General features: G+C 61.6%; 23 protein-coding genes. 9 read left to right on the top strand and 14 right to left on the bottom strand.

What is annotated here, in order from left to right:
• From BWR59_RS25965 to BWR59_RS25930, 8 genes are all read right to left on the bottom strand, one after another.
• The gene (locus tag BWR59_RS25965) at positions 1 to 1221 is read right to left on the bottom strand and encodes an ABC transporter substrate-binding protein (RefSeq protein ID WP_081568643.1); all 1221 of its coding nucleotides are present in this window, start codon (positions 1219 to 1221) and stop codon (positions 1 to 3) included.
• A 130-nt stretch (positions 1222 to 1351) separates the two neighbouring features.
• Positions 1352 to 1987, bottom strand: a complete 636-nt coding sequence (locus BWR59_RS25960) for an isochorismatase family protein (protein ID WP_081568546.1) — start codon at positions 1985 to 1987, stop codon at positions 1352 to 1354.
• Entirely contained in the window at positions 1984 to 3030 is a 1047-nt protein-coding gene (locus BWR59_RS25955) for a 2,5-dihydroxypyridine 5,6-dioxygenase (protein WP_081568545.1), read from the bottom strand. The genes BWR59_RS25960 and BWR59_RS25955 overlap by 4 nt, the downstream gene beginning before the upstream one ends.
• Positions 3031 to 3032: 2 nt before the next feature.
• Positions 3033 to 3872: an alpha/beta hydrolase gene (locus tag BWR59_RS25950; protein WP_081568544.1), complete on the bottom strand. Its 840-nt coding sequence runs from the start codon at positions 3870 to 3872 to the stop codon at positions 3033 to 3035.
• 47 nt (positions 3873 to 3919) lie between these two features.
• Positions 3920 to 5155 carry an FAD-dependent monooxygenase gene (locus tag BWR59_RS25945; protein WP_081568543.1) on the bottom strand — a complete coding sequence of 412 codons (1236 nt, stop codon included), beginning with the start codon at positions 5153 to 5155 and terminating at the stop codon, positions 3920 to 3922.
• A gap of 97 nt (positions 5156 to 5252) precedes the next feature.
• Positions 5253 to 6212: a PDR/VanB family oxidoreductase gene (locus BWR59_RS25940; protein ID WP_081568542.1), complete on the bottom strand. Its 960-nt coding sequence runs from the start codon at positions 6210 to 6212 to the stop codon at positions 5253 to 5255.
• Entirely contained in the window at positions 6199 to 7257 is a 1059-nt protein-coding gene (locus BWR59_RS25935; protein WP_081568541.1) for an aromatic ring-hydroxylating dioxygenase subunit alpha, read from the bottom strand. The genes BWR59_RS25940 and BWR59_RS25935 overlap by 14 nt, the downstream gene beginning before the upstream one ends.
• A 214-nt stretch (positions 7258 to 7471) precedes the next feature.
• Positions 7472 to 8173: a TetR/AcrR family transcriptional regulator gene (locus tag BWR59_RS25930; protein ID WP_081568540.1), complete on the bottom strand. Its 702-nt coding sequence runs from the start codon at positions 8171 to 8173 to the stop codon at positions 7472 to 7474.
• Between the two features lie 350 nt (positions 8174 to 8523).
• Between BWR59_RS25930 and BWR59_RS25925 the strand changes: the two genes are divergently transcribed.
• Complete coding sequence (locus tag BWR59_RS25925; RefSeq protein ID WP_230982095.1) at positions 8524 to 10554, top strand: TonB-dependent siderophore receptor; 2031 nt, start codon at positions 8524 to 8526, stop codon at positions 10552 to 10554.
• A gap of 109 nt (positions 10555 to 10663) precedes the next feature.
• Here the strand turns inward: BWR59_RS25925 and BWR59_RS25920 are convergent, their stop codons facing one another.
• Positions 10664 to 11560, bottom strand: a complete 897-nt coding sequence (locus tag BWR59_RS25920) for a LysR substrate-binding domain-containing protein (RefSeq protein WP_081568538.1) — start codon at positions 11558 to 11560, stop codon at positions 10664 to 10666.
• 193 nt (positions 11561 to 11753) lie between these two features.
• Here BWR59_RS25920 and BWR59_RS25915 point away from each other — a divergent pair, with 193 nt between their 5' ends.
• From BWR59_RS25915 to BWR59_RS25885, 7 genes are all read left to right on the top strand, one after another.
• Entirely contained in the window at positions 11754 to 12704 is a 951-nt protein-coding gene (locus BWR59_RS25915) for a branched-chain amino acid ABC transporter permease (RefSeq protein WP_081568537.1), read from the top strand.
• The gene (locus BWR59_RS25910; protein WP_081568536.1) at positions 12701 to 13801 is read left to right on the top strand and encodes an ABC transporter ATP-binding protein; all 1101 of its coding nucleotides are present in this window, start codon (positions 12701 to 12703) and stop codon (positions 13799 to 13801) included. Before BWR59_RS25915 ends, BWR59_RS25910 begins: the two co-directional genes overlap by 4 nt.
• Positions 13798 to 14568, top strand: a complete 771-nt coding sequence (locus tag BWR59_RS25905) for an ABC transporter ATP-binding protein (protein ID WP_081568535.1) — start codon at positions 13798 to 13800, stop codon at positions 14566 to 14568. Before BWR59_RS25910 ends, BWR59_RS25905 begins: the two co-directional genes overlap by 4 nt.
• Complete coding sequence (locus BWR59_RS25900; RefSeq protein WP_081568534.1) at positions 14561 to 15277, top strand: ABC transporter ATP-binding protein; 717 nt, start codon at positions 14561 to 14563, stop codon at positions 15275 to 15277. The genes BWR59_RS25905 and BWR59_RS25900 overlap by 8 nt, the downstream gene beginning before the upstream one ends.
• Before the next feature lie 81 nt (positions 15278 to 15358).
• Complete coding sequence (locus BWR59_RS25895; RefSeq protein WP_081568533.1) at positions 15359 to 16507, top strand: branched-chain amino acid ABC transporter substrate-binding protein; 1149 nt, start codon at positions 15359 to 15361, stop codon at positions 16505 to 16507.
• A 63-nt stretch (positions 16508 to 16570) separates the two neighbouring features.
• Complete coding sequence (locus BWR59_RS25890; protein WP_081568532.1) at positions 16571 to 17062, top strand: L-2-amino-thiazoline-4-carboxylic acid hydrolase; 492 nt, start codon at positions 16571 to 16573, stop codon at positions 17060 to 17062.
• Positions 17059 to 18291, top strand: a complete 1233-nt coding sequence (locus BWR59_RS25885) for a Zn-dependent hydrolase (RefSeq protein WP_081568531.1) — start codon at positions 17059 to 17061, stop codon at positions 18289 to 18291. The genes BWR59_RS25890 and BWR59_RS25885 overlap by 4 nt, the downstream gene beginning before the upstream one ends.
• Positions 18292 to 18450: 159 nt before the next feature.
• On the opposite strand, the gene BWR59_RS25880 is transcribed toward BWR59_RS25885, so the two are convergent.
• The gene (locus tag BWR59_RS25880; RefSeq protein ID WP_081568530.1) at positions 18451 to 19656 is read right to left on the bottom strand and encodes an MFS transporter; all 1206 of its coding nucleotides are present in this window, start codon (positions 19654 to 19656) and stop codon (positions 18451 to 18453) included.
• A 118-nt stretch (positions 19657 to 19774) separates the two neighbouring features.
• Here BWR59_RS25880 and BWR59_RS25875 point away from each other — a divergent pair, with 118 nt between their 5' ends.
• Positions 19775 to 20416: a TetR/AcrR family transcriptional regulator gene (locus BWR59_RS25875; protein WP_081568529.1), complete on the top strand. Its 642-nt coding sequence runs from the start codon at positions 19775 to 19777 to the stop codon at positions 20414 to 20416.
• Here the strand turns inward: BWR59_RS25875 and BWR59_RS25870 are convergent.
• The 4 genes from BWR59_RS25870 to BWR59_RS25855 form a co-directional block, all read right to left on the bottom strand.
• The gene (locus BWR59_RS25870; RefSeq protein ID WP_081568528.1) at positions 20401 to 20634 is read right to left on the bottom strand and encodes a hypothetical protein; all 234 of its coding nucleotides are present in this window, start codon (positions 20632 to 20634) and stop codon (positions 20401 to 20403) included. The two genes, BWR59_RS25875 and BWR59_RS25870, sit on opposite strands and share 16 nt — an antisense overlap.
• A gap of 124 nt (positions 20635 to 20758) precedes the next feature.
• Positions 20759 to 21454, bottom strand: a complete 696-nt coding sequence (locus BWR59_RS25865; RefSeq protein ID WP_343287003.1) for a tRNA (adenine(22)-N(1))-methyltransferase TrmK — start codon at positions 21452 to 21454, stop codon at positions 20759 to 20761.
• 362 nt (positions 21455 to 21816) lie between these two features.
• Positions 21817 to 22398, bottom strand: coding sequence for a HupE/UreJ family protein (locus BWR59_RS25860; protein ID WP_081568527.1), 582 nt, complete (start codon positions 22396 to 22398; stop codon positions 21817 to 21819).
• A gap of 71 nt (positions 22399 to 22469) precedes the next feature.
• The gene (locus BWR59_RS25855) at positions 22470 to 24005 is read right to left on the bottom strand and encodes an amidase (protein ID WP_081568526.1); all 1536 of its coding nucleotides are present in this window, start codon (positions 24003 to 24005) and stop codon (positions 22470 to 22472) included.
• Positions 24006 to 24165: the final 160 nt, after the last annotated feature.

Here is a 24165-nt window from a genome sequence, read left to right as displayed (position 1 = left end):
TTACTCTGCGGGACGCAGCTTGCGCACTTCGTCATCCGACGGCAGCAGCGTTTCCCCGGGCTTGAAGGTGTAATCGACCATCACCCCGCCGCCGTCCTTGACCGCCAGCTTGCCGACATACAGCCCCCACGTGGCCTGATGGTCGATCTTGCGATATTCCAGCGGGCCGTCAGGGGTGTTCACCTTCAAGCCGCTGAAGGCGTCGACCATGGATTCGGAATCGGTCTTGCCGCCGGAAGCCTTGATCCCGGCCGCGATGGACTGGATCGCCGAGTAACCGATGATCGAGCCGAAACGCAGGTTCTCGGTGCCGAATTTGGCGTGATAGGCATCCACGAAAGCCTTATGGGCAGGCGTGTCGATGCTGTACCAGGGGTAGCCGGTGACGGTCCAGTTCGGCGGGATTTCGTCCTTGAGCGGCTCCAGGTATTCAGGCTGGCCGGTGATGATGCTGAGCACCGGCAATTGCTCGCCGAAGAAGCTGCGGGTGGTGCCTTCACGAATGAACTTGGCCAGGTCGGCACCGAACAACGCGTTGAACATCGCGTCCGGCTTGGCATCGACCAGGGCCTGAACCACGCTGCCCGCATCGACCTTGCCAAACGGTGGCGCCTGCTCGGTGACGAACTCCACATCTGGCTGCCGCGCCTTCAGCAATGTCTTGAACGCGCTGGCCGCTGCTGTTCCGAACTCATAGTTGGGGTACACCAGCGCCCAGCGCTTCTTGTGCAACTTGACCGCTTCATCCACCAACGCCGACGTCAGCATGTAGGTCGAGGCATCCAGCCGGTAGGTGTAACGATTGCCGGCGCTCCAGACGATGTTGTCACTGAGGGCTTCGGTGATCAGGACAAAGCGCTTCTTCTGTTTGGCGTAGTCCGACAGTGCAGTACCGATGTGCGCATAGAACGCGCCGGCCAGCACATCGACGTGCTCGCGGTTGATCAGGTCTTCGGCCTGGCGAATGGCATCGCCGGGGTTGGCATTGTCATCGCGCGTAATCAGTTCCAGCTTCTTGCCGTCGACACCGCCCGCCGCGTTGATCTGCTCGACCGCCAGCTCCATGCCCTTCTTGTAGCCGTCGGTGAACACCGGCTGTGATTTGTAGCTGTTGATATCGCCGATCTTGATCGTGTCCGCTGACCAGGCCAGGCCGCTGACGATCAAGGCAATCGCCCCGGCCAACATATTCGACTTCGTGAAACGTGCACGCATGTTCATGGTGTTCTCCAAGCTGATCAGGTGAAAGGCTTGCACAGCATCAGGGCGTTCCAGACTCGGACGACCGTTATTAAACGGGCAGTTAATTAATTAGCAACGCGTATGCCAGATCGGCTTTTTATCTCTCTAGTCAGGTGTGCAGCAGGCCCAGCGCCTCGGCCATTGGCTTCACCACAGCGTACTTTTGTGCCATGTCGAACAGGTTCGCTTCGTGTGGCCCCAAGGCCCTGTCGCCGACGCAGTCGCTGACCACCAGAGGCCGGAAACCGTGGTTCATGGCGTCCAGCACGCTGGCTCGCACGCAGCCACTGGTGACCGCCCCGGCGACCAGAAGCGTGCGCACGCCATGGAAGGTCAACCATGGCGCAAGGTCGGTTCCGAAGAACGCCGATGGCAGCGTTTTGCGCACCACCAACTCCCCCGACACCGGCGTCAGTTGCTCCACAATGGCGCTGCGTGGCGCATGTTCGGTCAGGGTCAGCATCGAGGGCACCTTGAGCGAGAACACATTGGCGTCGGCGCCGTCATCGGCGAAGACGATTCGCGAATGCGCCACCGGCCAGCCCTGCTTGCGGGCATGGGCCAATAGCTGTTCCGTTTGCGCGATGGCCTGGGGAATATTGCCGCCCCCGAAGATCTCGGGATCGGCGAAACCCTCCACCAGATCAATGATCAACAGTGCATAAGGCGCTGGCAGGGCCATGTCGGCACCGAAGCCCTGGCGCTGATAGCTTTCGAGGTCTGCAGTGCGTGTTGGATCGTTCATTGCGCCGAGCCCTCGTTGACCACTTTGCCGCCATCGACCACCAGCAGATCGTCCAGACGTACCGTGCAGCCGCGCAACGGAATGTCGATATGGCACGCCGTAGTTCGCGATCCGCCGGCTTCGTTGTTCGGCCCCAGGGAGAACAGGAAATTGCCTTCGTAAGCCCGTGCGTCCATACCGATATGCGCTTCGCGATCCAGCAGGCCGAGGGTCGACCAGCGCGCCCGGGGTTGCAGGCCCCAGCCGATATGGGAAATGGCATAGGCTTCGGGGTCGGCGAAACTCTCGATGTAGTCGCGCAGCAGCGCAGCCTCGACGCCGCCGTCAATACGCGTGGCATAACCGCGCTCGACCGTCAGTTCGATAGGGTCCTGAACGTAGCTTTTGTGTGGCAGCAGAATGTCGCCGCGATCGATGACGATCGTGCCGCTGGCCTGCAACTCGTTGGGCCAGGTCAGCACGAAGCCGCTGGGCCAGTGATCCCAGCGCCCCGGTGCGTCGACGAAACCGTACTCGCTGATCGCCGCAAACTCCCCCAGCGGACAGCGCAGCGAGGTGCCCGCAGGCGAACTGACGGTCATCACCGAAGCCTTTTCGATGCGCGCCGCTGCGCGAATGACGCGCTCGCGATCAGCCTGGGTCGGAACCATGCGCGCAAGGATTTCCGGCGGCTCGACGGCCAGCAGGATTTTCGTGCCGCTGGCCAGAATCTCGTGTTGCTCCGGCGAAAACAGCAGTGTCATCAGGTCCAGCACCAGATCACTGGCTTTCAGCGCCGCCATCGCCGGCTTGTTCCCCGTCAACGGCGTGGTCCCCAGATAGGCCAGCGGATCGCGGCTCAGCGAGCGCTCGCCATTGACCGGGGCGAGATCAAGACGATTGATCACCGCGCCCAAGGCCTGGCAGGCGATCTGCGCCGTGCGCAGGGTCTGCGGATGGGTGTCCGCACCGGTGAGAATGGTCACCGCCTGACCCGGCTGCAGGTTGGACAGTTCAAGCACCTGGGTCCAGGCGTCGATCATCGTAAAGTCACTGACAGCCATGCTCAGCGCCCTCCCGTTTGAGTGAGTGACGCGCCGAGAAAATTGCCCAGCGCGGCGTAAAAGCCGGGTTCGTTGTCCCACGGAATCATGTGTCCGGCATCGGCCACCCGAACGTGACTCAGCGCAGGCAGCAGCGACTGCATTTCAACGACATCTTCATCCTTCACCACATCGCCTCTGGCTGCCGTAACCAACAGCGCCGGGCAGTGGATGGCCGCAACCTGCTCCACCACTTCGTCCTCATGAAAGCCGTTGAAACTGGCGAGAATTGCGCGCTCATCGCAGGTGTGCAGCCACTGCGCGCGCAAGGCCCGTTGCGCCTCGGTCCAGGTGGGACAGAACGCATGCATGTCCTCGGCGCTCATGCCGAGCCTGGCCTGCCGGATCGAGTCGATGTACCAGGGCAATTGCGCGGGGTAGGCCCGTCGGCCCGGCCCCGAAACCGGCGGATCGACCAGCACCACCCGCGCCATCGCCCTGGGGTGAGATGTGGCTGCGCGAATGGCGATTCGCGCGCCCATGGAATGACCGACCACGCTGTAGCGCTCAAGGCCCAGCGCCTCGGCGAAGGCGATCAGGTCGCTGGCCTGGGCGTCGAGCCCATAATCCAGATCCGCACCTGCCTGCGAAAGCCCGCGTCCACGCACATCGAGCACATAGGTCTCGACGTGTTCGGCCAGACGTTCGGCGACAAATCCCCAGGTCACTGCCGGGCTGGTGATGCCCGGCACAATGATCACCGGATCAAGCCGCACGTCGCTGCCACCGAGCGGGCCGTAGTGCAGATAATGTTGGCGAATACCATTGGCGTGCACGTGCGCGCCGTAGCGAAACTGACTCATTCAATGTGCTCCCCAATCTTGAACCTCTGGGTGTTCAGAGCGACCGATCAGGCCGGGATCTTTTGCGCCAGCGGGAAGCGCGTGGCGCAATCCCGGGCGTCGTATTCGTAGACCCAATTGGCCTGAATGCCCACCGCGTTCGGGTTGAGCAGTTGCCTCCAGCGGTAGGCCATGTCGCGCTTGAGTTGCGACCATGCCGACGGCAGGTGATAGGTACGGCCGCGCTCGCGAGCTTCCAGCTGAACGCGGCTGGTGCGCGGCAATCGCTCGAGTTCATAGGCACGTAGCGCCTGTTGCAGCTGCCGTGGGCCATGAAATGCCAGGGATTGAGCAAGAACGTAACCGTCTTCGATGGCCATCGCTGCGCCCTGGGAAAGAAACGGCAACATCGGGTGCGCCGCATCGCCGAGCAACGTGGCGTTGCCCTTGGACCAGCTCTGCATCGGGTTGCGGTCGAACAGGCCCCACTTGTAAATCGCGTCAGGATCGGCGCGCTTGAACAGCTCGATCAGGTTCGGGTGCCAGCCTTCGAAGCCGCCGAGCAGCTCCTGCAAGGTACTCTTGGCGTTCCAGGACTCCTCGACCCACGCCGGACTTTCGTTGACCGCGACGATGTTGACCATCGAGCCGCCCTTCACGTAGTAGGTCACCACATGGCCTTTGGGACCCATCCAGAAATTCGAGTCGGGGCTGACAAAGGGCAGCGGATGCTTGTCGACGTTGACCAGGGCGCGCCAGCACATGTGCCCGGTGTAGTTGGCCGCTTCCTGCCCCCACAATTGCTCGCGGATCACCGAACGCACGCCGTCCGCACCGACGATCAGGTCGGCCTCGAACTCCGAGCCATCGGCAAACTGCGCCACCGCCGTGTTGGCGTGTTGCAGCATGCCCACGCACTGGGCGCCGAAAGTCGCCTGGCCAGGCTTGATATCGCTGGCCAGCGCCGCGTGCAGATCGGCGCGATGCACGTGATAGAACTGCGCGCCGTACAGTGCCGGGCACGACTCTTTGAGTGGCGTGCGGAATAGCTCCCGGGCGGTCTTCCAGTTACGTCCCATCATGGCCTGAGGCAGAAACCCGATCTTTCTCAGTTGATCGTCCAGGCCCAGTTCCGAGAGTACTTTCACCGCATTCGGGGTCATCTGCACCCCTGCGCCGACCTCGCCGAACATCGGAGCGCGCTCGAAAATACACGCCTCGATACCTTGCTGATTCAGGGCGCGGGCCAGGGTGACGCCGCCGATTCCCGCGCCGATGATGCCGACTCGTAATGCTCTGTCCATGGGTGTTCCTCCTGCCCGGCGACAGATATCGCCGTGACACACTGTAATAATTGATCAACCAATTAATTAAACGGGCAAAAATGAGCTGGATGCCCCGCTACAAGTCCAGCACCAAGGTGTCGCCCAAACCCCGGGAGCAGCAGATCATCATGCTTTCGCTGCGTTGCCGTTGCCCTGGTGTGAGGACGGTGTCGCGATGCTCCACTTGCCCCGCCAGCACCTTTACTTCGCATGCGCCGCAGACGCCTTCTTCACAGGAATAGGCAGCGTCGATGCCCGCCGCTTCACAGGCTTGCAACAGGGTCTGTTCTGCCGGAACGGTCAAGGTCAGGCCGGATCGCTGCAGGTACACGCGAAAGGAATCTCCCGGCTGCAACGCATCAGTCGTGGCGCTGAATCGCTCGCGATGGGTATTGGCTTGCGGACGGTCCAGGGTCAGCCGGTCAAACTCATCGACCATTCCTTGCGGCCCACAACAATAGAGCTGTGCGCTGTGGGGCAATGCCGTGAGCACGTCCATCAGTCGAGGCGGCTTCTCGCCTGCGGTTCGCGTGTGAAACAGCCGAACGTCGCCGGTCTCCTGGCACAACTGATCGTGGAACAGCATGTGCTGCGCGCTACCGGCCCAGTAATACAAGGTGACCTTGCAACCGCTGACCTTCAACTGGCGATACATCGAGATGATCGGCGTGATGCCGATGCCGCCCGCGAACAGATGGAACGCTTCATCGCTTGGCATCAGCGGGAAGTGATTGCGCGGCGCCGAGACTTCATAGGTCGCACCCACCACCGACTCGAAATGCAGCTTGCGCGATCCGCCCTTCCCCGCCTCCGACAATTGCACGGCAATGCGGTACTGCGCCGGGTTGGTCGCAGGCCACAGCAACGAGTACTGACGAAGCAGGTCCGCCGCCATCGTCACATCGACATGGGCGCCTGGCTCATAAGCCGGCAACGGCAAGCCGTCCAGCGATTCGAAGGTGTAGATGTTGATGCCCGGCGCACCATATTCGATGGCGTGCAGGCGCACCTTGAACATGCCGTCAGATAACGCCATAGCTGATGCCCTTGTTGCGCAGCCAGGTGCGATAGCGCTGACCCATCAGGTCAGTGCGGTGGTGCAGCTCGTAACGCAGTTCGGTGGGAATGCGCTCCGGACGCTGACTTTCGACGATGTCGCGATCCTGACCGAACACTACGTCAGCGCGGGCGCGGACGGCTTCCGGGTCCGGACGAGGGCTGACATTCATGGCCGCACAGACACGAACGATGCAATTGACCGCATCCAGCGGCTGAACGGTGAACAGCGTGGCGAAGGTGTCTGACTGGTCGCTGATGACATTGCCTTCGGTGTCGGAATCCTGAGTGCGTTTCGAGAAGTACCCCACCAACGGGCGGAACGCATGGTAGGTATAGAACGCCACCAGCGGTTTGCCGCGTGCATCACCCCAGGGCTGGAACACCCTGACTTCTGAAGATCGCAGGCCACTGTCGACCTCTTCGACCGTGTAGGGCTCGAGGCGGTCAGGCTTGTCCATCACCCCATTGAGTCCGGCGTGCACAAACGGAAAATGCGACGCGTCGATGAAGTTTTCGACCGCGCGAAAACCGTTCGCCGCATACGGGTACGGGCCGCTGTGGACCTTCATGAAGACCTCGTCGTCCCACTCCGGAAACACTGGAATGTCTTCGGCAGGCTCACCCAGGCACGTCCACACAAAACCGTAACGCTCGACTGCTGAATAAGGAAATGCCTTGGCCTTCTTCATCGGCTTTTCATCGGGAGCGGCGGGCATCAGGGTGCAGGCGCCACTGCCGTTGTACTCCCAGCCGTGATAAGGACACACCACCGAATCGTTCTTGATCCAGCCTTTGGACAGGCGTGCACCACGGTGAATGCACAGGTCTTCCCAGACATGAATCGAGCCGTCCTCGCTGCGCCAGACGATCAATTCACGCTCCAGCAGGCGCACGGGGTAGATGGTCCCGGCGACGAAATCGCTGCTGTAACCCACGACGTGCCAGTCGTTGAGCAACACGGGGTCCTGGCACCCATCCGCAGCGGTGACCGGTTGATGAGATGAGACGGCTATCAGGTTCATCACGACTCCTTTGTTCTACCAGACAATCAAAATTAATTAATCAACCTTTTAATTAATGGGTAGCAGAAGCCGTGCCAAATTGCAGAAAATTCTCGTATCTGCCTGATTTACAAAGTTTTTATAAAAATATTCGCGTTACCCACTGTGTTGCGCAACGCACCATTCTGGCCAGGCAACTCCCAAAACGGTGCTTCGCTGCCACATTCGGTAACGCCTACGCCGACATTCCGCCCACGACAAAACTGGTCACCTGTTGAATCAGCGACTGCCAGTCTTCGGGGTTGTACTGGCCGTCCGGCAAACGCTCTTCCATGCGATGACTGTCGGAGAACGCATACAGGTAAGTGCCCACCATCAACGTGATCCGCCAGTTGGCGTCGAGATCGCTCAAGCCAGGCACGGCTTCCTTCAAGGCATCGACGTAACGCTGGGTCGATGTGCCATAGGCCTTGTCCCGCAATGCATAGGAGATGGTCGGTGGCTCAGTGTGCAACCGCGCCTGCAACCGCAGGAAGTGACGACCTTGAATGGACGTTCGCAACACCACGGTAGGCAGAAGAAACGCCTCGACAATCGCCCGTACGGCTGGGGTCTGACCCTGCGCCTGAAGGGTGTCGAGATTCTTCAGGCGCTCATCGGAAATCGCGCTGCCGCGACGCAGAAACACTTCTTCGAACAGGCCGTATTTGGAACCGAAGTAATAGCTGATCAGCGCCTGAGTTACCTTGGCGTGCTGCGACACCTCGCGCATCGTGGTGCCTGCGTATCCGAGGTTGGCGAACAACTCCTCGGCGGCATCCAGAATCTCGTCCCGCAAATTGCTGGCGCCTTCCGGTCGTCCAGGCCCTTTTCTGCCGGTCTTGCCCTTCCCTGCCACAGCGGCTGCGCTGCCGCGTCGGCCCGTTATTGTTTGCATAGGTCCGCGTTACCTTGAGGTTCAAACGTGCGACTCCACCGGCTTACATCCGGCGAAGATTTCGTAGACGCAAATTAATTGATTAGCTCTTTAATTTCTAGCAGCGATCATGCCAGCTGCCCCGCCCTCAGCAAGCGCCACCGCGCCACAAAGCCGCGGACACCAGCCAATTGTGAAAAATTTGTAAAAAATTAGTACAAGACACATCTAGTTATCATTTTGATAATGATAGAGAATCGCATTCATCTTTTTGACGCTCTTTGGGAATGCCGATTGTGAATCCTTGTTTCTCTCCCCTGCTCCTGGCGGCTGCCGTCAGCGCTGCAACGCTGGCCCACGCCGCCGATGAAATGACGCTCCCTGCAACGCAAGTACAGGACAGCGCGGTCGCTCAGGACGACGCGTTAAGCGTGGGTTATGTAGGGAAGCCCTCCTCCAGCACCACAAAACTGGGGCTGACCAACAAGGAAACGCCACAGGCGATCACCACGATCACCCGTGACCAGATGAACGACTACAAGATCAACAGCGTCAAGGACGCCTTGCGTTCCGCGCCGTCGGTCACTGTCGAACAGAGCGAAACCGACCGCACCGAGTTCACTTCCCGTGGCTTCGAGATCAACAGCTTCGAGTTCGACGGCATGAACATGCCGTTCACCCAGAGCATCCTCAACGGCGATCTGGACATGGCCGAGTACGAGCAGATCGACGTGCTGCACGGCGCCAACGGCTTGATGAGCGGCACGGGCAACCCTTCCGCCACCGTCAACTTCGTGCGCAAGCGCCCGACCAAGGAATTCCAGGCGCAGATCGACACCAGCGTAGGTTCGTGGGACACCCGTCGTGTGGATGTGGATGTCTCGGGGCCGCTGACCGAGACCGGCAACGTGCGCGGACGCTTCATCTACGCCCACGAAAAAGGCAATTCCTGGATGGACCGCTACAGCCACGAGAAGAACGTGGCCGCCGGCTTGCTGGCGTTCGACCTGTCCGATGCCGACACCGTGACGGTGGGTTTCTCGCAGCACAACAGCGACTCCAACGGCAGCACCTGGGGCAACCTGCCGCTGGTCGATAGCAGCAACAACCCGATCCATTACTCAAGCCGCAGCTCCAACGTCGGCCAGCCATGGTCGTACTGGAACATTCACACGCAAAAGGTCTTTGCGGAATTCAAACATGATTTCGGCAACGGCTGGAACGCCACGTTGACTGGCACCGGCATCACCGAATACCAGAACAGCAGCATGCTGTACGTCGCCAGCGTCACCGACGACGATGCATCGGCGTTCGCGGCACAGACATCGGGCCGCTCGCACCAGTTGATCGGCGAGGCGAAAGTCTCCGGCCCGTTCAGCCTGTTCGGACGTGAACACGAGCTGACGTTCGGCGCGAGCTATGGCCGTACGCACCAGAAAGCGAGCGAGTACGATGCCGCTGAAGAGGGCTACTACGACACCTCGTTCGCCGGCATCCTTGCAGGCACCGAACCTGCGCCGCAGTTCATTTACACCAGCGACATCAACAACCAGAACATCATCGACCGGCAGAAGAGCCTGTTCGCCGGAGCCCGCTTCAGCCTGGCGGACGACCTGCACTGGATTGCCGGCGCACGCATGCTCAGCACCGATGGCACCGGCGAGAGCTACGGTGTCGATCACGCCCAGCGCGAGCACGGCAAGGTCACGCCGTACACGGGCCTTGTGTATGACGTGAACAAGCAATGGAGCCTCTATACCAGCTGGACGCAGATTTATAACCCGCAATACGGCTACGTCGGCGTGGACGGCAAACCGCTTGATCCTCTGGAAGGCAAGAGCCTGGAAGCAGGCGTCAAAGGCAGCGTGCTGGAAGATCGCCTCAACCTGACGGCGGCGGTCTTCAAGACCGAACAAAGCAATGTCATGACCAACGAATACGTTGAGGTCGGCTCTCAGTTCCGCTATTTCACCGGGGAATACAAGAGCCACGGTATTGAGCTCGAAGCCTCGGGCGAAGCGTTGCCTGGCCTCGACCTGCTGGCGGGTTACACCTATGTGCGCATCGATAACGACGACGGCGACAAGGCCCGCCGCTACGTACCAACCCACAGCTTCCACGGCATGGCGACCTATCGTCTGCCGGGCTTGCCACAAGCCCGTGTCGGCACTCGCGTCAGCTGGCAGAGCGGTATCCAGAACGACAACATCAGCGTTATCCGCCAGAACGCCTATGCGCTGGTCGACCTGATGGCCAGCTACGACATCGACAGCAACTGGAGCACCGCGCTGAACTTCAACAACGTCACCGATCGCAAGTATCTGACGTCGCTGTACAGCGCCACCGCCAGCAACTACGGCGCGCCACGCAACGTGACCGCCTCGCTGACCTGGAAATACTGATCCGGGTCCGCAGTGCACCAGAGCCTGTTTGAGCAGGCTCTCGTTCCCCGCCTTGTCATTCGTATCCAGCCCGGGCGCCAACCCCGGGCTGGCCGCGCACTGCGCCAGGTCAAGTCAGCAATACGCGCTTGATCCAGCTGTAGAGATTCAACCCTTCTCGTGAAAGCTCGCCATCGGCGCGTCGACACAGGTAATACGCCCTTCCGTCATCCAGGCCATGGTCGAACAGTTTGATCAGCTCGCCCCGATCACGCAGCGGCGTCACCAAGGGTTCGCGCAGCAGCGCGCAGCCCAAACCGTTGAGCGCAGCAGTCAGAGCAAGCTGGCCGTCTTCGAACAACAGTCCCTGCAACGCTGTCGGGTGCCGGACGCCGACGCTTTGTAACCACGCCATCCAGGTGCCACGCTCCTCATCGTGCAGCAACGGCAACTCCACCAGCGCCTGAGGCGTATCGATGCGGCCGTGAAGGGCCTTGAATGAAGGGCTGCACCACGCCGTCACGCCACCAGACATCAGCGGCTCGCTGTGATAGCCCGGCCAGTGCCCGGTACCGAAGCGGATCGAAATGTCAGCGGCATCGCTGGGGTAACTGCGGTGATTGGCATAGGTCACGTTGACGTCCACCGCCGGGTTCTCGGCCAGGAACTCACCCAGGCGCGGGATGAACAGATTGATCCCGAACATCGGGATCAGGCTGATCGTCACCTGGCGTGTCGCCGACTGTTCACGCACATGCTCAGTGGCACTGCGCAGCACCGCGAACGCCGAGCGAATCGCCCGGTAATATTCACGCCCTTCGTCCGTAAGAATCAGGTTGCGGCCTTGCCTTGAGGTCAGCGACTGGCCGAGGAACTCCTCCAGCAGGCGCAACTGATGACTGATCGCCGAGGGCGAGACATCCAGTTCGCGGGCAGCCGAATTGACCCCCCCATGACGGGCAAAGGCTTCGAATGTGCGCACGGCGCGCAGCGGAGGGTCGTTTTGCATTTGTTCTATATTATTCATGTATTGAGCTTAAACCTTATTGTTACGCTTGGAAAGCTACAGAAAACAACTCAGAAACGCCCATAAAACCGGTATCAACAATTGCTTATAACCTTATGAATTTTTGTTAGTTGATAAATATAAAACGATTATTTAGTGTGCCGCCCTGTTCCGGTCGCGCCCGCGACGATTGACCCAAGGCTTTGCCCCTCTCATGGATATGTTCATCCAACAGTTGCTCAACGGCCTGGTGCTGGGCAGTTTGTACGCGCTCATCGCCCTCGGCTACACCATGGTCTACGGGATCCTGCGCATCATCAACTTCGCCCATGGCGACGTACTGATGATCGGCGCGCTGATCGGCCTTTCGGCTATCCATCTATTGCAGAGCGCGTTTCCCGGCTTGCCGGACATCGTGGTGCTGATCGTCGCGGGCGTCATCGCCATGGCCGCCTGCGCCCTGCTCGCTGGCTTGATCGAACGTATCGCGTATCGGCGTTTGCGCAATGCGCCGCGCCTGGCGCCACTGATCAGTGGCCTTGGGGTATCGCTGTTACTGCAAACCGTGGCGATGCTGATCTGGTCGCGCAATCCCCAGGTGTTTCCTCAGTTGTTGCCGCTGGACGCCATCGAGGTGACCGCTGGCGATGCCACTCATGCGCCCGCCATCACCAACATGACCGCCATCATTACCGTGCTCGTCGCCATGCTGGTCATGGGCGGCTTGCTATTGCTGGTCGAGCGCACTCGTCTCGGCCGCTCCATGCGCGCGGTGGCGGAGAATCCGCAGGTGGCGAGTCTGATGGGCATTAATCCGAACAGCGTCATCGTGCTGACCTTTGCCATCGGCGGCGGCCTCGCAGCCCTCGCCGGCATCATGATGGCCAGCAATTATGGCAGCGCACATTTCTACATGGGGTTTCTGCCGGGTCTCAAAGCCTTTACGGCCGCAGTGCTCGGCGGCATCGGCAACCTCAAGGGCGCCATGCTCGGCGGCATCCTGCTGGGCCTGATCGAAGCCTTGGGAACCGGCTACATGGGCGAGTTGACTGACGGCGTATTCGGCAGCAGCTATCAGGACGTGTTCGCCTTCATGGTGCTGATTACGGTGTTGGTACTGCGCCCTTCGGGCCTTTTGGGCGAACGTCTGGCGGTGCGCGCATGAGCCTGCTCATCGCAGTGACACGGCCCGCACAACGGGCCCGATTCGGGATTGTGCTGTTTGCCCTTGCGCTGCTGCTGGCGCCGTGGATCGCGGGCCAGGCCGGCGGCAACGCCTGGGTGCGAATGCTCGATTTCGCGTTGCTCTACATCATGCTCGCGCTGGGCCTGAATATCGTGGTCGGTTATGCGGGGCTGCTCGATCTGGGCTTTATCGCGTTCTATGCGGTGGGTGCGTATCTGGCCGCGCTGCTGTCCTCGCCGCACCTGCTCACGCAGTTTCCGGCGCTGGCGGCTGCCCTGCCCCATGGCATGCACACCTCGATCTGGTTGATCGTGCCGCTGGCGGGGTTGCTCGCAGCAGGCCTGGGTATTTTGCTCGGCGCGCCGACCCTGCGGCTGCGCGGCGATTACCTGGCCATCGTCACGCTCGGTTTCGGCGAGATCATCCGCATCTTCCTGCGCAATCTGGACCGTCCGCTGAACATAACCAACGGCCCCAAAGGCATTTCGTCGGTCGACCCGATCCAGCTGTTCGGCGTCAATCTGGCGCGAACCCAGGAGCTCTTCGGCCTGCGCATTCCCTCGGTGTATCTCTATTACTACCTGTTCGCCCTGCTCGCGCTACTGATCATGTTCGCCTGCGTACGCCTTCAGGATTCGCGCATCGGCCGGGCTTGGGTGGCCATCCGCGAGGATGAGAATGCCGCTGAAGCCATGGGGCTGGACACCCGTCGCCTGAAGCTGCTGGCGTTCGCCATCGGCGCCAGTTTCGGCGGCGTGGGCGGTGCCCTGTTCGCTTCGTTTCAGGGCTTCGTCTCGCCTGAGTCATTCAGCCTCAACGAGTCTGTGGCGGTACTGGCGATGGTCGTGCTGGGCGGCATGGGCCATATTCCCGGCGTGATTCTGGGTTGCGTGCTGCTGGCGGCGCTGCCCGAAGTACTGCGCGCCACTATGGGCAGCCTTCAGCAATCTCTGTTCGGTCAGGTGCTGGTGGACCCGGAAATCATTCGCCAGTTGTTCTACGGGTTGGCGTTGATTCTGGTCATGCTCTATCGCCCGGCCGGGATGTGGCCGGCAGCGCGGGAGGCAAGATCATGAGCGCTTTGCTGCAGATCGAAGGGGTGAGCAAGCATTTCGGCGGAGTCAGTGCCCTGACCGACGTGAACCTGAGCATCCAGGCCGGGGAAGTCTACGGATTGATCGGTCCCAATGGCGCGGGCAAGACCACCTTCTTCAATGTCATGACCGGGCTGTATCGCGCCGATGCCGGCCGCTTTGCCCTGTCAGGTGTGGCCTACCAGCCTTCTTCCGTACACAAGGTCGCGCAGGCCGGCATCGCCCGCACCTTTCAGAACATTCGTCTGTTCAATGCCATGAGCGTGCTGGAGAACGTCATGGTCGGGCGCCACGTTCGCACCCGCAACGGCGTCTGGGCAGCCCTCACGCGCCACCGCAGGGCACGGGAAGAAGAGGCGCAAACCCGCCGGATCGCTCGCCACTGGCTTGATTACGTAGGCATCGGCGAACTGGCGGAACGTCGTGCCGACACGCTTTCCTACGGTCATCAGCGACGCCTGGAAATCGCCCGGGCACTGGCCACCGAACCTCGGTTGCTGGCCCTGGACGAACCTGCGGCCGGCATGAATGCCACGGAAAAACTTCAACTGCGCGACCTGCTGGAAAAGATTCGCGGCGATGGCCGCACGCTGCTGTTGATCGAACACGACGTCAAACTGGTGATGGGTCTGTGCGACCGCATCACCGTTCTCGACCACGGCCAGATCATTGCCCAGGGCTCGCCGCAGGATGTGCGCAGCAACCCGGCGGTGATCGAGGCGTATCTGGGAGCCGGTGTCCATGGCTGAGCCCTTGCTGCAAATCACCGGGCTGGATGTGCATTACGGCGCGATTCAGGCGGTGAAGTCGCTGGACCTTTCGGTCGAAGACGGCGAACACGTGACGCTGATCGGCTCCAACGGCGCCGGCAAGACCTCGACCCTCAAGGCCCTCACTGGCCTGCTGGCGGCCAGCGCCGGCGACATTCTTTTCAACGGACGCTCCCTGCGTGGTATCGCAGCCCATGAACGTCCGGCACTGGGTCTGGCGATGGTGCCCGAAGGTCGCGGCGTGTTCGCCCGGATGAGCGTGCTGGAAAACCTCCAGGCTGGCGCTCATTTACGACGTGACAGCGCGGCGATCCGCGACGAAATCGCACAGATCCTGGACTGGTTTCCGCATTTACGGCGGCGCCTGCAGCAGCCTGCGGGGCTGATGTCCGGCGGCGAGCAACAAATGCTCGCCCTGGGCCGCGCCCTGCTGGCCCGCCCTCGCCTGCTGATTCTCGACGAGCCGTCCATGGGCCTGGCGCCTGTAATGGTTGAGAAAATTTTCCAGGTCATCGGCGAAGTCTGCCGTCGCGGCATGACCCTGCTGCTGGTGGAGCAGAACGCTCGACTGGCACTCCAGGTGACGGAGCGCGCCTACGTCATGGACAGCGGCCGGATCGTCCTCGATGGCGCGTCGTCGACGCTGATCAATGACCCTCAGGTGCGCGCAGCCTATCTGGGCGAATGAATCCCAACGCTACCGGGCCTCCGGCGTGTCATCACCGACGTCGCGGCGAACGAAACCGCGACCACACTCAGGAAACACAGCATGCAATTCACTGCCCTCATCAAACACGCGGCCCTGACCGGTCTGGTATTGAGCAGCCTCGCCGCCGCCGTGGCGCAAGCCGATCAACAGGTGCTGATCGGCCTCGCCGGGCCCTTGACCGGACCTTCGGCGCGAATCGGCAAGGACCTGGAAAATGGCGCGCAGTTGGCAATCGATGCGGCGAACGCGCGCCACCCGACAATCGGCGGTGAAGCCGTCACCTATAAACTGGTGTCCGAAGACGACCAGTCCGACCCACGTGCTGCGGTTACTGTGGCTCAGCGCCTGGTGGACGCTGGCGTCGTGGGTGTGGTCGGTCACTGGAACACCGGCACCAGCATCCCGGCGGCCCGGGTCTATCACGATGCAGGCGTCGCCCAGGTCGCGCCGGTGGCCACCGGTCACGCCTACACTCAACAGGGCTTCGACACCAGTTTCCGGATCATGGGCCATGACGACGATGGCGGTCAGGTGGCCGGCAAATACGCGCTGCAAACCCTCAAGGCCAAGCGCATTGCGGTGATCGACGACCGTACCGCGTTCGGTCAGGGCCTGGCTGATCAGTTCGTCAAATCCATCGAGGCCGGTGGCGCAGCGGTGGTTTCCCGCGAGTATGACGACAAGACCGTGGACTTCAGTGCCGTGTTGACCAACGTTCGCAGCAAGAACCCGGACCTGATTTTCTTCGGCGGCGTCGATGCACAGGCCGCGCCACTGGCGCGACGCATCAAACAGCTGGGCATCAAGGCGACACTGATGGGCGCAGGTGGCTTCGTCAGCCAGACCTTCCTGACCCTGGCCCAAAAGGAAGGTGAAGGCGTCACGGCACTGGAACCGGGCCTGGCGGTCGAGCAGATGCCCGGTGGCAAGGCGTTCGAGCAGGCGTATGTCGACCGCTACAAGACCCACATCGAACTGCACGCGCCGTTCGCCTACGACGGTGTGGGTGTGCTGATCGCAGCCCTGGAAAAAGCCGGCTCCACCGACCCGCAGAAGTACCTGCCGGTGCTGCGCAATATCGATTATCAGGGTGTGACCGGCCCGATCGCCTTCGACGCCGAAGGCAATCTGAAGAATCCGACCTTCACCGTTTACCAGGTCAAGGCCGACAAATGGGTCCCCGTCAGCGTCGCTGGCGGCAAGCCTTGAGCAATGCATGGGCGGCTCGTAAAACGGGCCGCCCCCTCAGACCGTGAACCGAGGAGAACTGACATGAGCGCTGTGGAAGGTGAACTGGGCATCCTGGCCCGGCGGCGAATCGAAGCCGAAATTATCAAACCGATCTACGAAATACTGGTGCGTGACTACGGCAAGCAGAACGCCCAGGCCGTGATCGGCGAAGCCGTTTCTCAGGCGGCGGTGAAAGCCGGGGAATATTTCGCCTCGCGCGAACCCAATGGCGCGACCCTCGAAGGCTTCGTCGCGCTTCAGGAACTGTGGGAGAAGGACGACGCGCTCAAGGTCGACATCATCGCCAGCGACGCCACTCACTACGACTACGACGTGCACCGCTGCCGCTACGCCGAGATGTACCACGAAATGGGCCTCGGCGAGATCGGTCACCTGCTGTCTTGCAACCGAGATGAAGTGTTCATTGTCGGTTACGCCCCCAACGTCGAACTGACGCGCACACAGACCATCATGCAGGGCGCCAGTCACTGCAACTTCCGTTACAAGGTCAAGGATCAGGAGCCACAGCAATGAGCGCCTCTCCACGCATCAATGGCACACGCCTCTGGGATTCGCTGATGGAAATGGCGCAGATCGGCGGCACTGCCAAGGGTGGTGTCTCGCGCCTGGCGCTGACCGAGGAAGACCGTCTGGGCCGCGACCTGTTTGCCCGCTGGGCAACCGAGGCGGGCTGCACATTGCGCGTCGACGCCATGGGTAACATGTTCGCCCGCCGTGCGGGGCGCAACGACGAACTGGCTCCGGTCATCACCGGCTCCCACGCAGACTCGCAACCGGCTGGTGGCAAATTCGACGGCATCTACGGCGTGCTCGCCGGGCTCGAAGTGATCCGGACCCTGAACGATCACGACATTCAGACTGAACGTGCCGTCGAAGTGGTCAACTGGACCAACGAGGAAGGCTCGCGCTTCGCACCGGCGATGATCGCGTCCGGCGTCTACACCGGCGTGTTCGATCTCGAATACGGCCTGTCGCGCACCGACGCCCAGGGCATCACCCTTGGCGAGGCGCTACAGATCATCGGCTATGCGGGTGACGAACCCATGGGGGGCCGGGACATTCATGCCGCGTTCGAACTGCACATCGAACAAGGGCCGATTCTGGAGGCCGAGGACATCACCATCGGCGTGGTGACCGGCGCCCAGGGTCAGCGCTGGTACGAAATCGAACTTGGCGGGCGCAGCGCGCACGCAGGAACCACGCCGATGGATCATCGACTGGACGCGCTGCTGGGCATGGCGCGGGTGATCGAGGCGGTCAACGCCATGGGCGTGGCTCAGGGCGCCGAAGGACGGGCGACGGTCGGATGGGTCAACGTCTTCCCCAACTCCCGCAATGTGGTCCCTGGCCGCACCCTGTTCAGTGTCGAGTTTCGTCACCCTGACGAAGGGGTTCTGGGGGTGCTCGACGGTCAGTTGCGCGCTGAAGTCCAGGCCATCGCCGAACACATTGGCCTGACCCACCACCTCAAGCAAATCTTCCAGTACGCGCCGATCGCCTTTGACAGCGACTGCATCGAACGCGTCGAACAGGCGGCCGCCACGCTGGGCTACAGCCAGCGGCGGATGATTTCGGGGGCAGGTCACGATGCCTGTTACTTGAGCAAGGTCGCGCCGACCTCAATGATTTTCGTGCCCTGCGTCGATGGCTTGAGCCACAACGAAGCCGAACACATACACCCGCACTGGGCCGAAGCCGGCGCTAACGTGCTGCTGCTGGCGATGCTGGCCAAGGCAGACTGACCAGCCAGTCTCCCGCGTGCGGATGATCCGAGCGACTCGTTCGGCGATTTCACCAGAACTGGAAGGCGTCTCAAGTCGGCTTCGCAACGCTCGAAAACGTCCCGGAGCTGCTCGCAGCTCCAGGCGTGTTTTTCCAGTTTCGGCATCCCGAGGACAAGGTCAGTGTCCGGTCACCGCAGCGCCGCCCTGTCGCGCGCCCTCTGGAAAACCACTCTGGCGAGCCCTCGAAGCAATGCCCAGGCTCAGCAGCACCAGCGCCAGCAATACCCACGGAAAAGCCCCGACTCCAATCTGGTCCAGCAACACGCCTCCCGCGAGCCCCGCTGCCGCGATCGCACTGTTCCAGACCACGACGTTCATCGACAGCGCCACATCTGCTCCAGTGCCCGCGGCATCCGCCAGCGCGGTCTGCAACAAGGTCGCGGCGCCGCCGAAGGTCAGGCCCCAGATGAACACACCGACGCAGATCGCCACTGGCGAGGTCGAGAATAGACCGAAGAGCACCGACACGGCGGCAAACGTTGCCAGGCTCAGGAGCACGGCGCTGCGCAGGTGCGCGTCAACCAGCCGGCCAGTCACTGCGATGCCCAGCAACGCGGCCAGCCCGAACACCAGCAGCACGAGGTCTACGTGTTCCGTCAGGCCCGAGGCGATCACGAACGGCGCGATGTAGGTATAAAGGATGTTGTGTGCGAGCATCCAGGTGAACACCACGCCCAGCACTGAACGCACACCCGGCGTCATCAGCACGCTGCGAACCGCCACTCGTTGCGAGGAAGACTGGCCGGGATAATCAGGCACCTTGACCAGTACCCAGACGATCAGAATCAGGGTCAAAGCGGACATCAACGCAAACGCCATTCGCCACCCGATCAAGCCACCCAGCCACGTGCCCAACGGCACACCCAGGGACAGCGCGACTGGAGTGCCGACCATGGCGATCGCCAGCGCCTTGCCCTGTTGCCGCACAGAAACCATGCGCCGTGCGTAACCGGCAAGCAGGCTCCAGGCAAGCCCTGCTGAAACCCCGGCGAAGAACCGGGCAATCAGGATCACTGTAAAGCTGGAAGACCAGGCGGTGATCGAGTTGAAGATCAGAAAACCGACAACGGTTGTCAGCAGCACGGTCCGGCGCCGCCAACCTTGCGTGGCAATAGCCAGGGGAAGGACGGCCAGCAGCGACCCCAGGGCATACACGCTGACCATTTGCCCTGCCAGCGACGCCGAAACATCCAGGCCTCGGGCAATGTCGGGCAAAAGCCCTGCCGGCAGAGTTTCGGTCACGATGCAGATAAAACCGGTCATTGCCAGCGCCAGCAACGCGCCAAGGGGTAGTCGCTCACCCAGCTGTTCATGTGTTTTCACTGCACAATTCCTCACCACTTAAGTATCGATTGGTACAGATACTAGGGTGAGCGCAAAACCTTGGTCAACGACTTTTGTATCGAGTAGTATCTATCTCGTTCTTCGAGAGGATCCTTGTATGGCGCAGATGGGCCGTCCCCGCAGCTTTGACCGTGACCAGGCAATCGAACAGGCGATGCACCTGTTCTGGGAGCACGGCTATGAATGCACGTCATTGAGCCAGTTGAAGGCCGGTATCGCCGGCGGCATCTCGGCACCCAGCTTCTACGCCGCCTTCGGCTCCAAAGAGGCGCTGTTCGAGGAAGCCGTGCAACGTTATTTGCAGACCTTCGCTCAAGTCACCGAATGCCTGTGGGACGCCGACTTGGCGCCTCGCACGGCCATCGAAACGGCGCTGCGGCGCTCGGCGAAAATGCAGTGCGAACGCACGCACCCCAAAGGCTGCATGGTGGCATTGGGGGTCATGAGTGCACCGACTGAGGAACATGCGCAGGTCACGGCCGGGCTCACGGCATCGCGGGCGAGGACCCGTGCCGGGTTCATTGCGTGTGTCGAGCGTGGGGTGGCGAGGAAGGAGTTGGCTGCTCAAACCGACGTCCGCGCACTCGCGGCGGTGTTCGACAGTTTTTTGCTGGGGATATCGACATTGGCCAGAGACGGTGTTGCTCACACCGTCTTTGTGGCGGCCATTAAACAGGTCATGATGATCTGGGACGCGTCATCAGCAGGCGCAACCCCGCACCATCAGGAAGACAATTGAGTCAGCGACTTGTGCCACAGCACATTGCTGACGCCTGATCGCTCGGCCGCTTCGACAATCGAGGGATAACTGCCCTGCCAGCCGCCGACCATGTTGCCCAGTTCCGCACCCGAGTGCAGCAGCGCGTAATAGACCGCGTCGTGCCCGCAGAGGTTGTCCTCCTGGCACTCCAGAACCCGCTGGTTTCCCCGAAAGCTGTAGCAAATCGTAAAGCCCATGAAACACCTCCACAGACACCATCACGAAGCCCGATCATAATCCCGGGCCGAACGGGCGGCTGTGGCAGGCTTTTCATATTTAATGGCTTTGCGAGCCAACTGGACGGTTGCGCAGACACCGCCCTTAGAGGAGGATTTCGCTGATCCACCGGGTCTGTCGAATCAACTCTTGCACCTTCTCCTCGGAAACGCTCTGCGAAGCCCTGCTGAAGTGATTCAGCGTGCGCTGTTTCAAGCGCAGTCTGCGTTGCCACTTCGCCACAAACGCCAAACTGCGCTCCTGCATCAGCAACGGGCCGAAGTAGAGCTGCTCATGGGTATAGGTCACGGAACCTGCAAAGTCGGCGACGATGATTTCGTAGTCGAATCGATTTTCCAGCAACACTTCTTCATAGCCAATCCGGTAGCCATGCTCCATCAGCCATTGGCGCAACGGCTGCTCGCCGCCATTAGGTTGCAGAATCAGGCGCTCCTGCCCGCTCAGCCGCGCTTTGCCGGCATCCAGGATGTCGCGGATGGTTTCACCGCCCATGCCGCACAGGCTGATCGCAGTGATGCCGTCGGCTGACTCGATCGCGTCCAGACCATTGGCCAGGCGCACCACGATTCGTTGCTGCAGATCGTTTTCCCGCACCGTGCGCTCCGCCGCGTGGAACGGCGTCACCGCCACCTCACCTGCCACCGCCGCCACCGCGATCCCTCGGCGCACCAACGCCACGGGCAGATAGGCATGATCCGAACCGATGTCGGCCAGCCGCGCCCCGTGCGGCACCTGCGCTGCCACACGCTCCAGGCGCATGGACAATGTGTGTTCGTTCAACCGCCGCCCCTTCATACCAAAAACACCCGGCCTCTGGGGCCGGATCGGAGCGCGATTCTGGCGAGCGACGCCGTGGATTTCAAATTTATTCGACCGGGGTCGTGGCATGGCCTGGCTCCACCACAACTGCCAGGAATCTGGTTCACCAGGCCACATGAGCGTGCTCACGCCCCGCGTGCGTATGCATCCTGGGAGGCTCCGCGTCACCTGAAGCGAACGCAGAGCGTCAGCGGCGGCATTCCCACGCAGAGCGTGGGAACGATCATTCATTCGCCTCCACCACAGAGCCGGACTGCTACGTGGTGAAGACGCGATGCACCGGCGCCCCAACTCTGCCATGAAGAACAGCGGATAGCCGTGAATCACCCCGCCAGCAACATAACCCCCGCACCTGCCGAAACCAGACCCAGCACACGGATCAGCGATGCTGCGGCGACAGGCGTCCATCGCGCCAGTGCATAGCCTGTGGCATGGAGCGCTGAAGTTGCGGCCACAAAACCGATCGCGTAACCGACCGGGCTGCTCATGTCCGGCAGTTCCAGGCCATGAGCGATGCCGTGGGCCAGACCGAACACCCCCGTGGTCGCGATGGCCACCGCTATTGGCAGACGTGCCGCCACCGCCACCAACAGGCCAAAGGCGAGTACGGATGCGGCGATGCCGGTTTCCAGATACGGCACGGCCAGCCCGTCGAACCCCAGCAACCCGCCGAGCAACATGCTGGCGACAAACGTCGCCGGCAGCATCCAGCGCGCTCCGCCCTTCTGTTGCGCCGCCCACAGCCCTACCGCAAACATCGCCAGCAGGTGGTCCATGCCGGTCAGCGGGTGGGCGACCCCGGCCATGAGCCCGGATTCGTCATGCCCGGGATGGGCGAAAGCGAGCATCGGCAGCACACACAGCGCGGCGCCCAAAGACAGTCGTACAGATCGAGTCAACAACATGAAACGCTCCTTGATCCTGATGAAAGCAAGACGCCGGCGATGGCCGCGACGGCGCCCCGTAGCGGTTGGTTTCAGTCACGCGGTGGTTTGGGGAACGCGCCCCGCGCCTGCTCGTACGCCTGAGCCACACGCAATGCCAGCGCATCTTTGAAGCGTGGCGCGACGATCATCATTGCCACCGGCAAGCCATCGGCCAGCCCTGCGGGAATCGAAGTGGCCGGGTGGCCGGTGAGGTCGAATGGCGCAGTGTTGGTCAGCATGTTCAAGGCGCTGTGAACGTACTCCTCGATGGGCGCGTCAGTCGGTGTCAGGCGGGTCGCCACGAAGGGCATGGTCGGCATCACCAATACGTCGAAATCCTTGAAGGCTTCGTCGTATTGGCGAGTCAGTTCCGGCACCAGCATCCGCGCCTTGGCGTAGTAGGCGCCGTGCAGGTTTTTCAGGCTGTAATGCCCGGTCAGGGCCACGGCTTTGACGCTGCTGGACAACGCATCGGCGTGCTCACGACGCTTGGCGCCGAAATAGCTCATGATGTCCGGATCGTAATAGCCATCGACGTTCATGCCGTAGCCGTTGCCTTGCAGCATCTGGTACGCGGCGCCGTCGGTGGCGATGACATTCCACATGTCCAGGGCAACGCCGGAATGCCAGGGCGCACTGGCTTCACCCACGGTGGCGCCGAGGCTTTCCAGCTTCGCGGCAGCCGCCTTGACCAACGCATCGACCTGTTCTTCGGAAACACCGGGTATCGCGAAGCCTTCACGCAACAGGCCGATTTTCAGACCCGCGACCCCCTCGTCCAGTGTTTCCAGGCAAGCCACGGCCGGAGGGTTTTTCTGCCGCGAGTCGAGACCGTCGGCGCCCGCGAGGACGTCTAGCATCAGGGCCACGTCGCGCACGTTATTGGCCATCGGGCCAACGTGGTCGATGGTGCGTTCGATGGGGAACGCGCCGGTGTAAGGCACCAGGCCGTAGGTCGGTTTGTGACCGACGATGCCGCTCCAGGCCGAGGGCATGCGGATCGAGCCGCCCTGGTCGCCGCCAATGGCCATGTCGACCTCTTCCAGCGCCACCAGCACCGCGCTGCCGCTGGACGAACCACCGGCGTTGCGGGTCATGTCCCACGGGTTTTTCACCGGGCCGCTGGCGGAGGTGAAGCTTGCGCCGGAGAAGCACAGATCCTCACAAACGGACTTGCCCACCACGGTTGCACCGGCCGCTAGCAGGCGCTTGACCACCGTGGCATCTTCGGACGGCACGTAACCGTCAAGACTCAACGATCCGTTGGCCATCGGCACACCGGCCACGGAGACGTTGTCCTTGATCACCACTGTCTTGCCGGCCAGCGGGCCCTGCGCGGCGCCAGCGATGTTGGTTTTGACGTACCAGGCGCCGTGCAGATTGTCGGCATCGGATGCTTTGCTGTATTCGCGCAGGGGCGGTTGCTGCGCGATGGTGGCCGCATACAGTTTGTCGATGGCTTCATAAGAGCCGAGGGTTTCGTCGGCGAGGTTGAGAAAGGACTCCATCTGGCTGTCGTTCAGGTGATAGCCGTGGTCTTCGGCGGCGATCAGAAAGTCGGCTTTGCTTGGGCGTTTTACAGACATGGCGTTCTCCAGATATCGGTTAAGGGCCGCCCGCAATCGGGCAGTCATTGACTCGAACCCACTGCGCGGATGCGCAGGTTACGGTTCGCTCCGGAGGACTCCGTTGTCCACGCCGGTCGCCACGCGGTGATCCATACCTGCCGATCAAGGGCGTATGGCA

Origin of the sequence: Pseudomonas sp. Bc-h, assembly GCF_002080045.1 — a bacterium.
Lineage (GTDB): Bacteria > Pseudomonadota > Gammaproteobacteria > Pseudomonadales > Pseudomonadaceae > Aquipseudomonas.
Note: the sequence above shows the minus strand (reverse complement) of the source record. Positions and strands in the feature narration are given on the sequence as shown.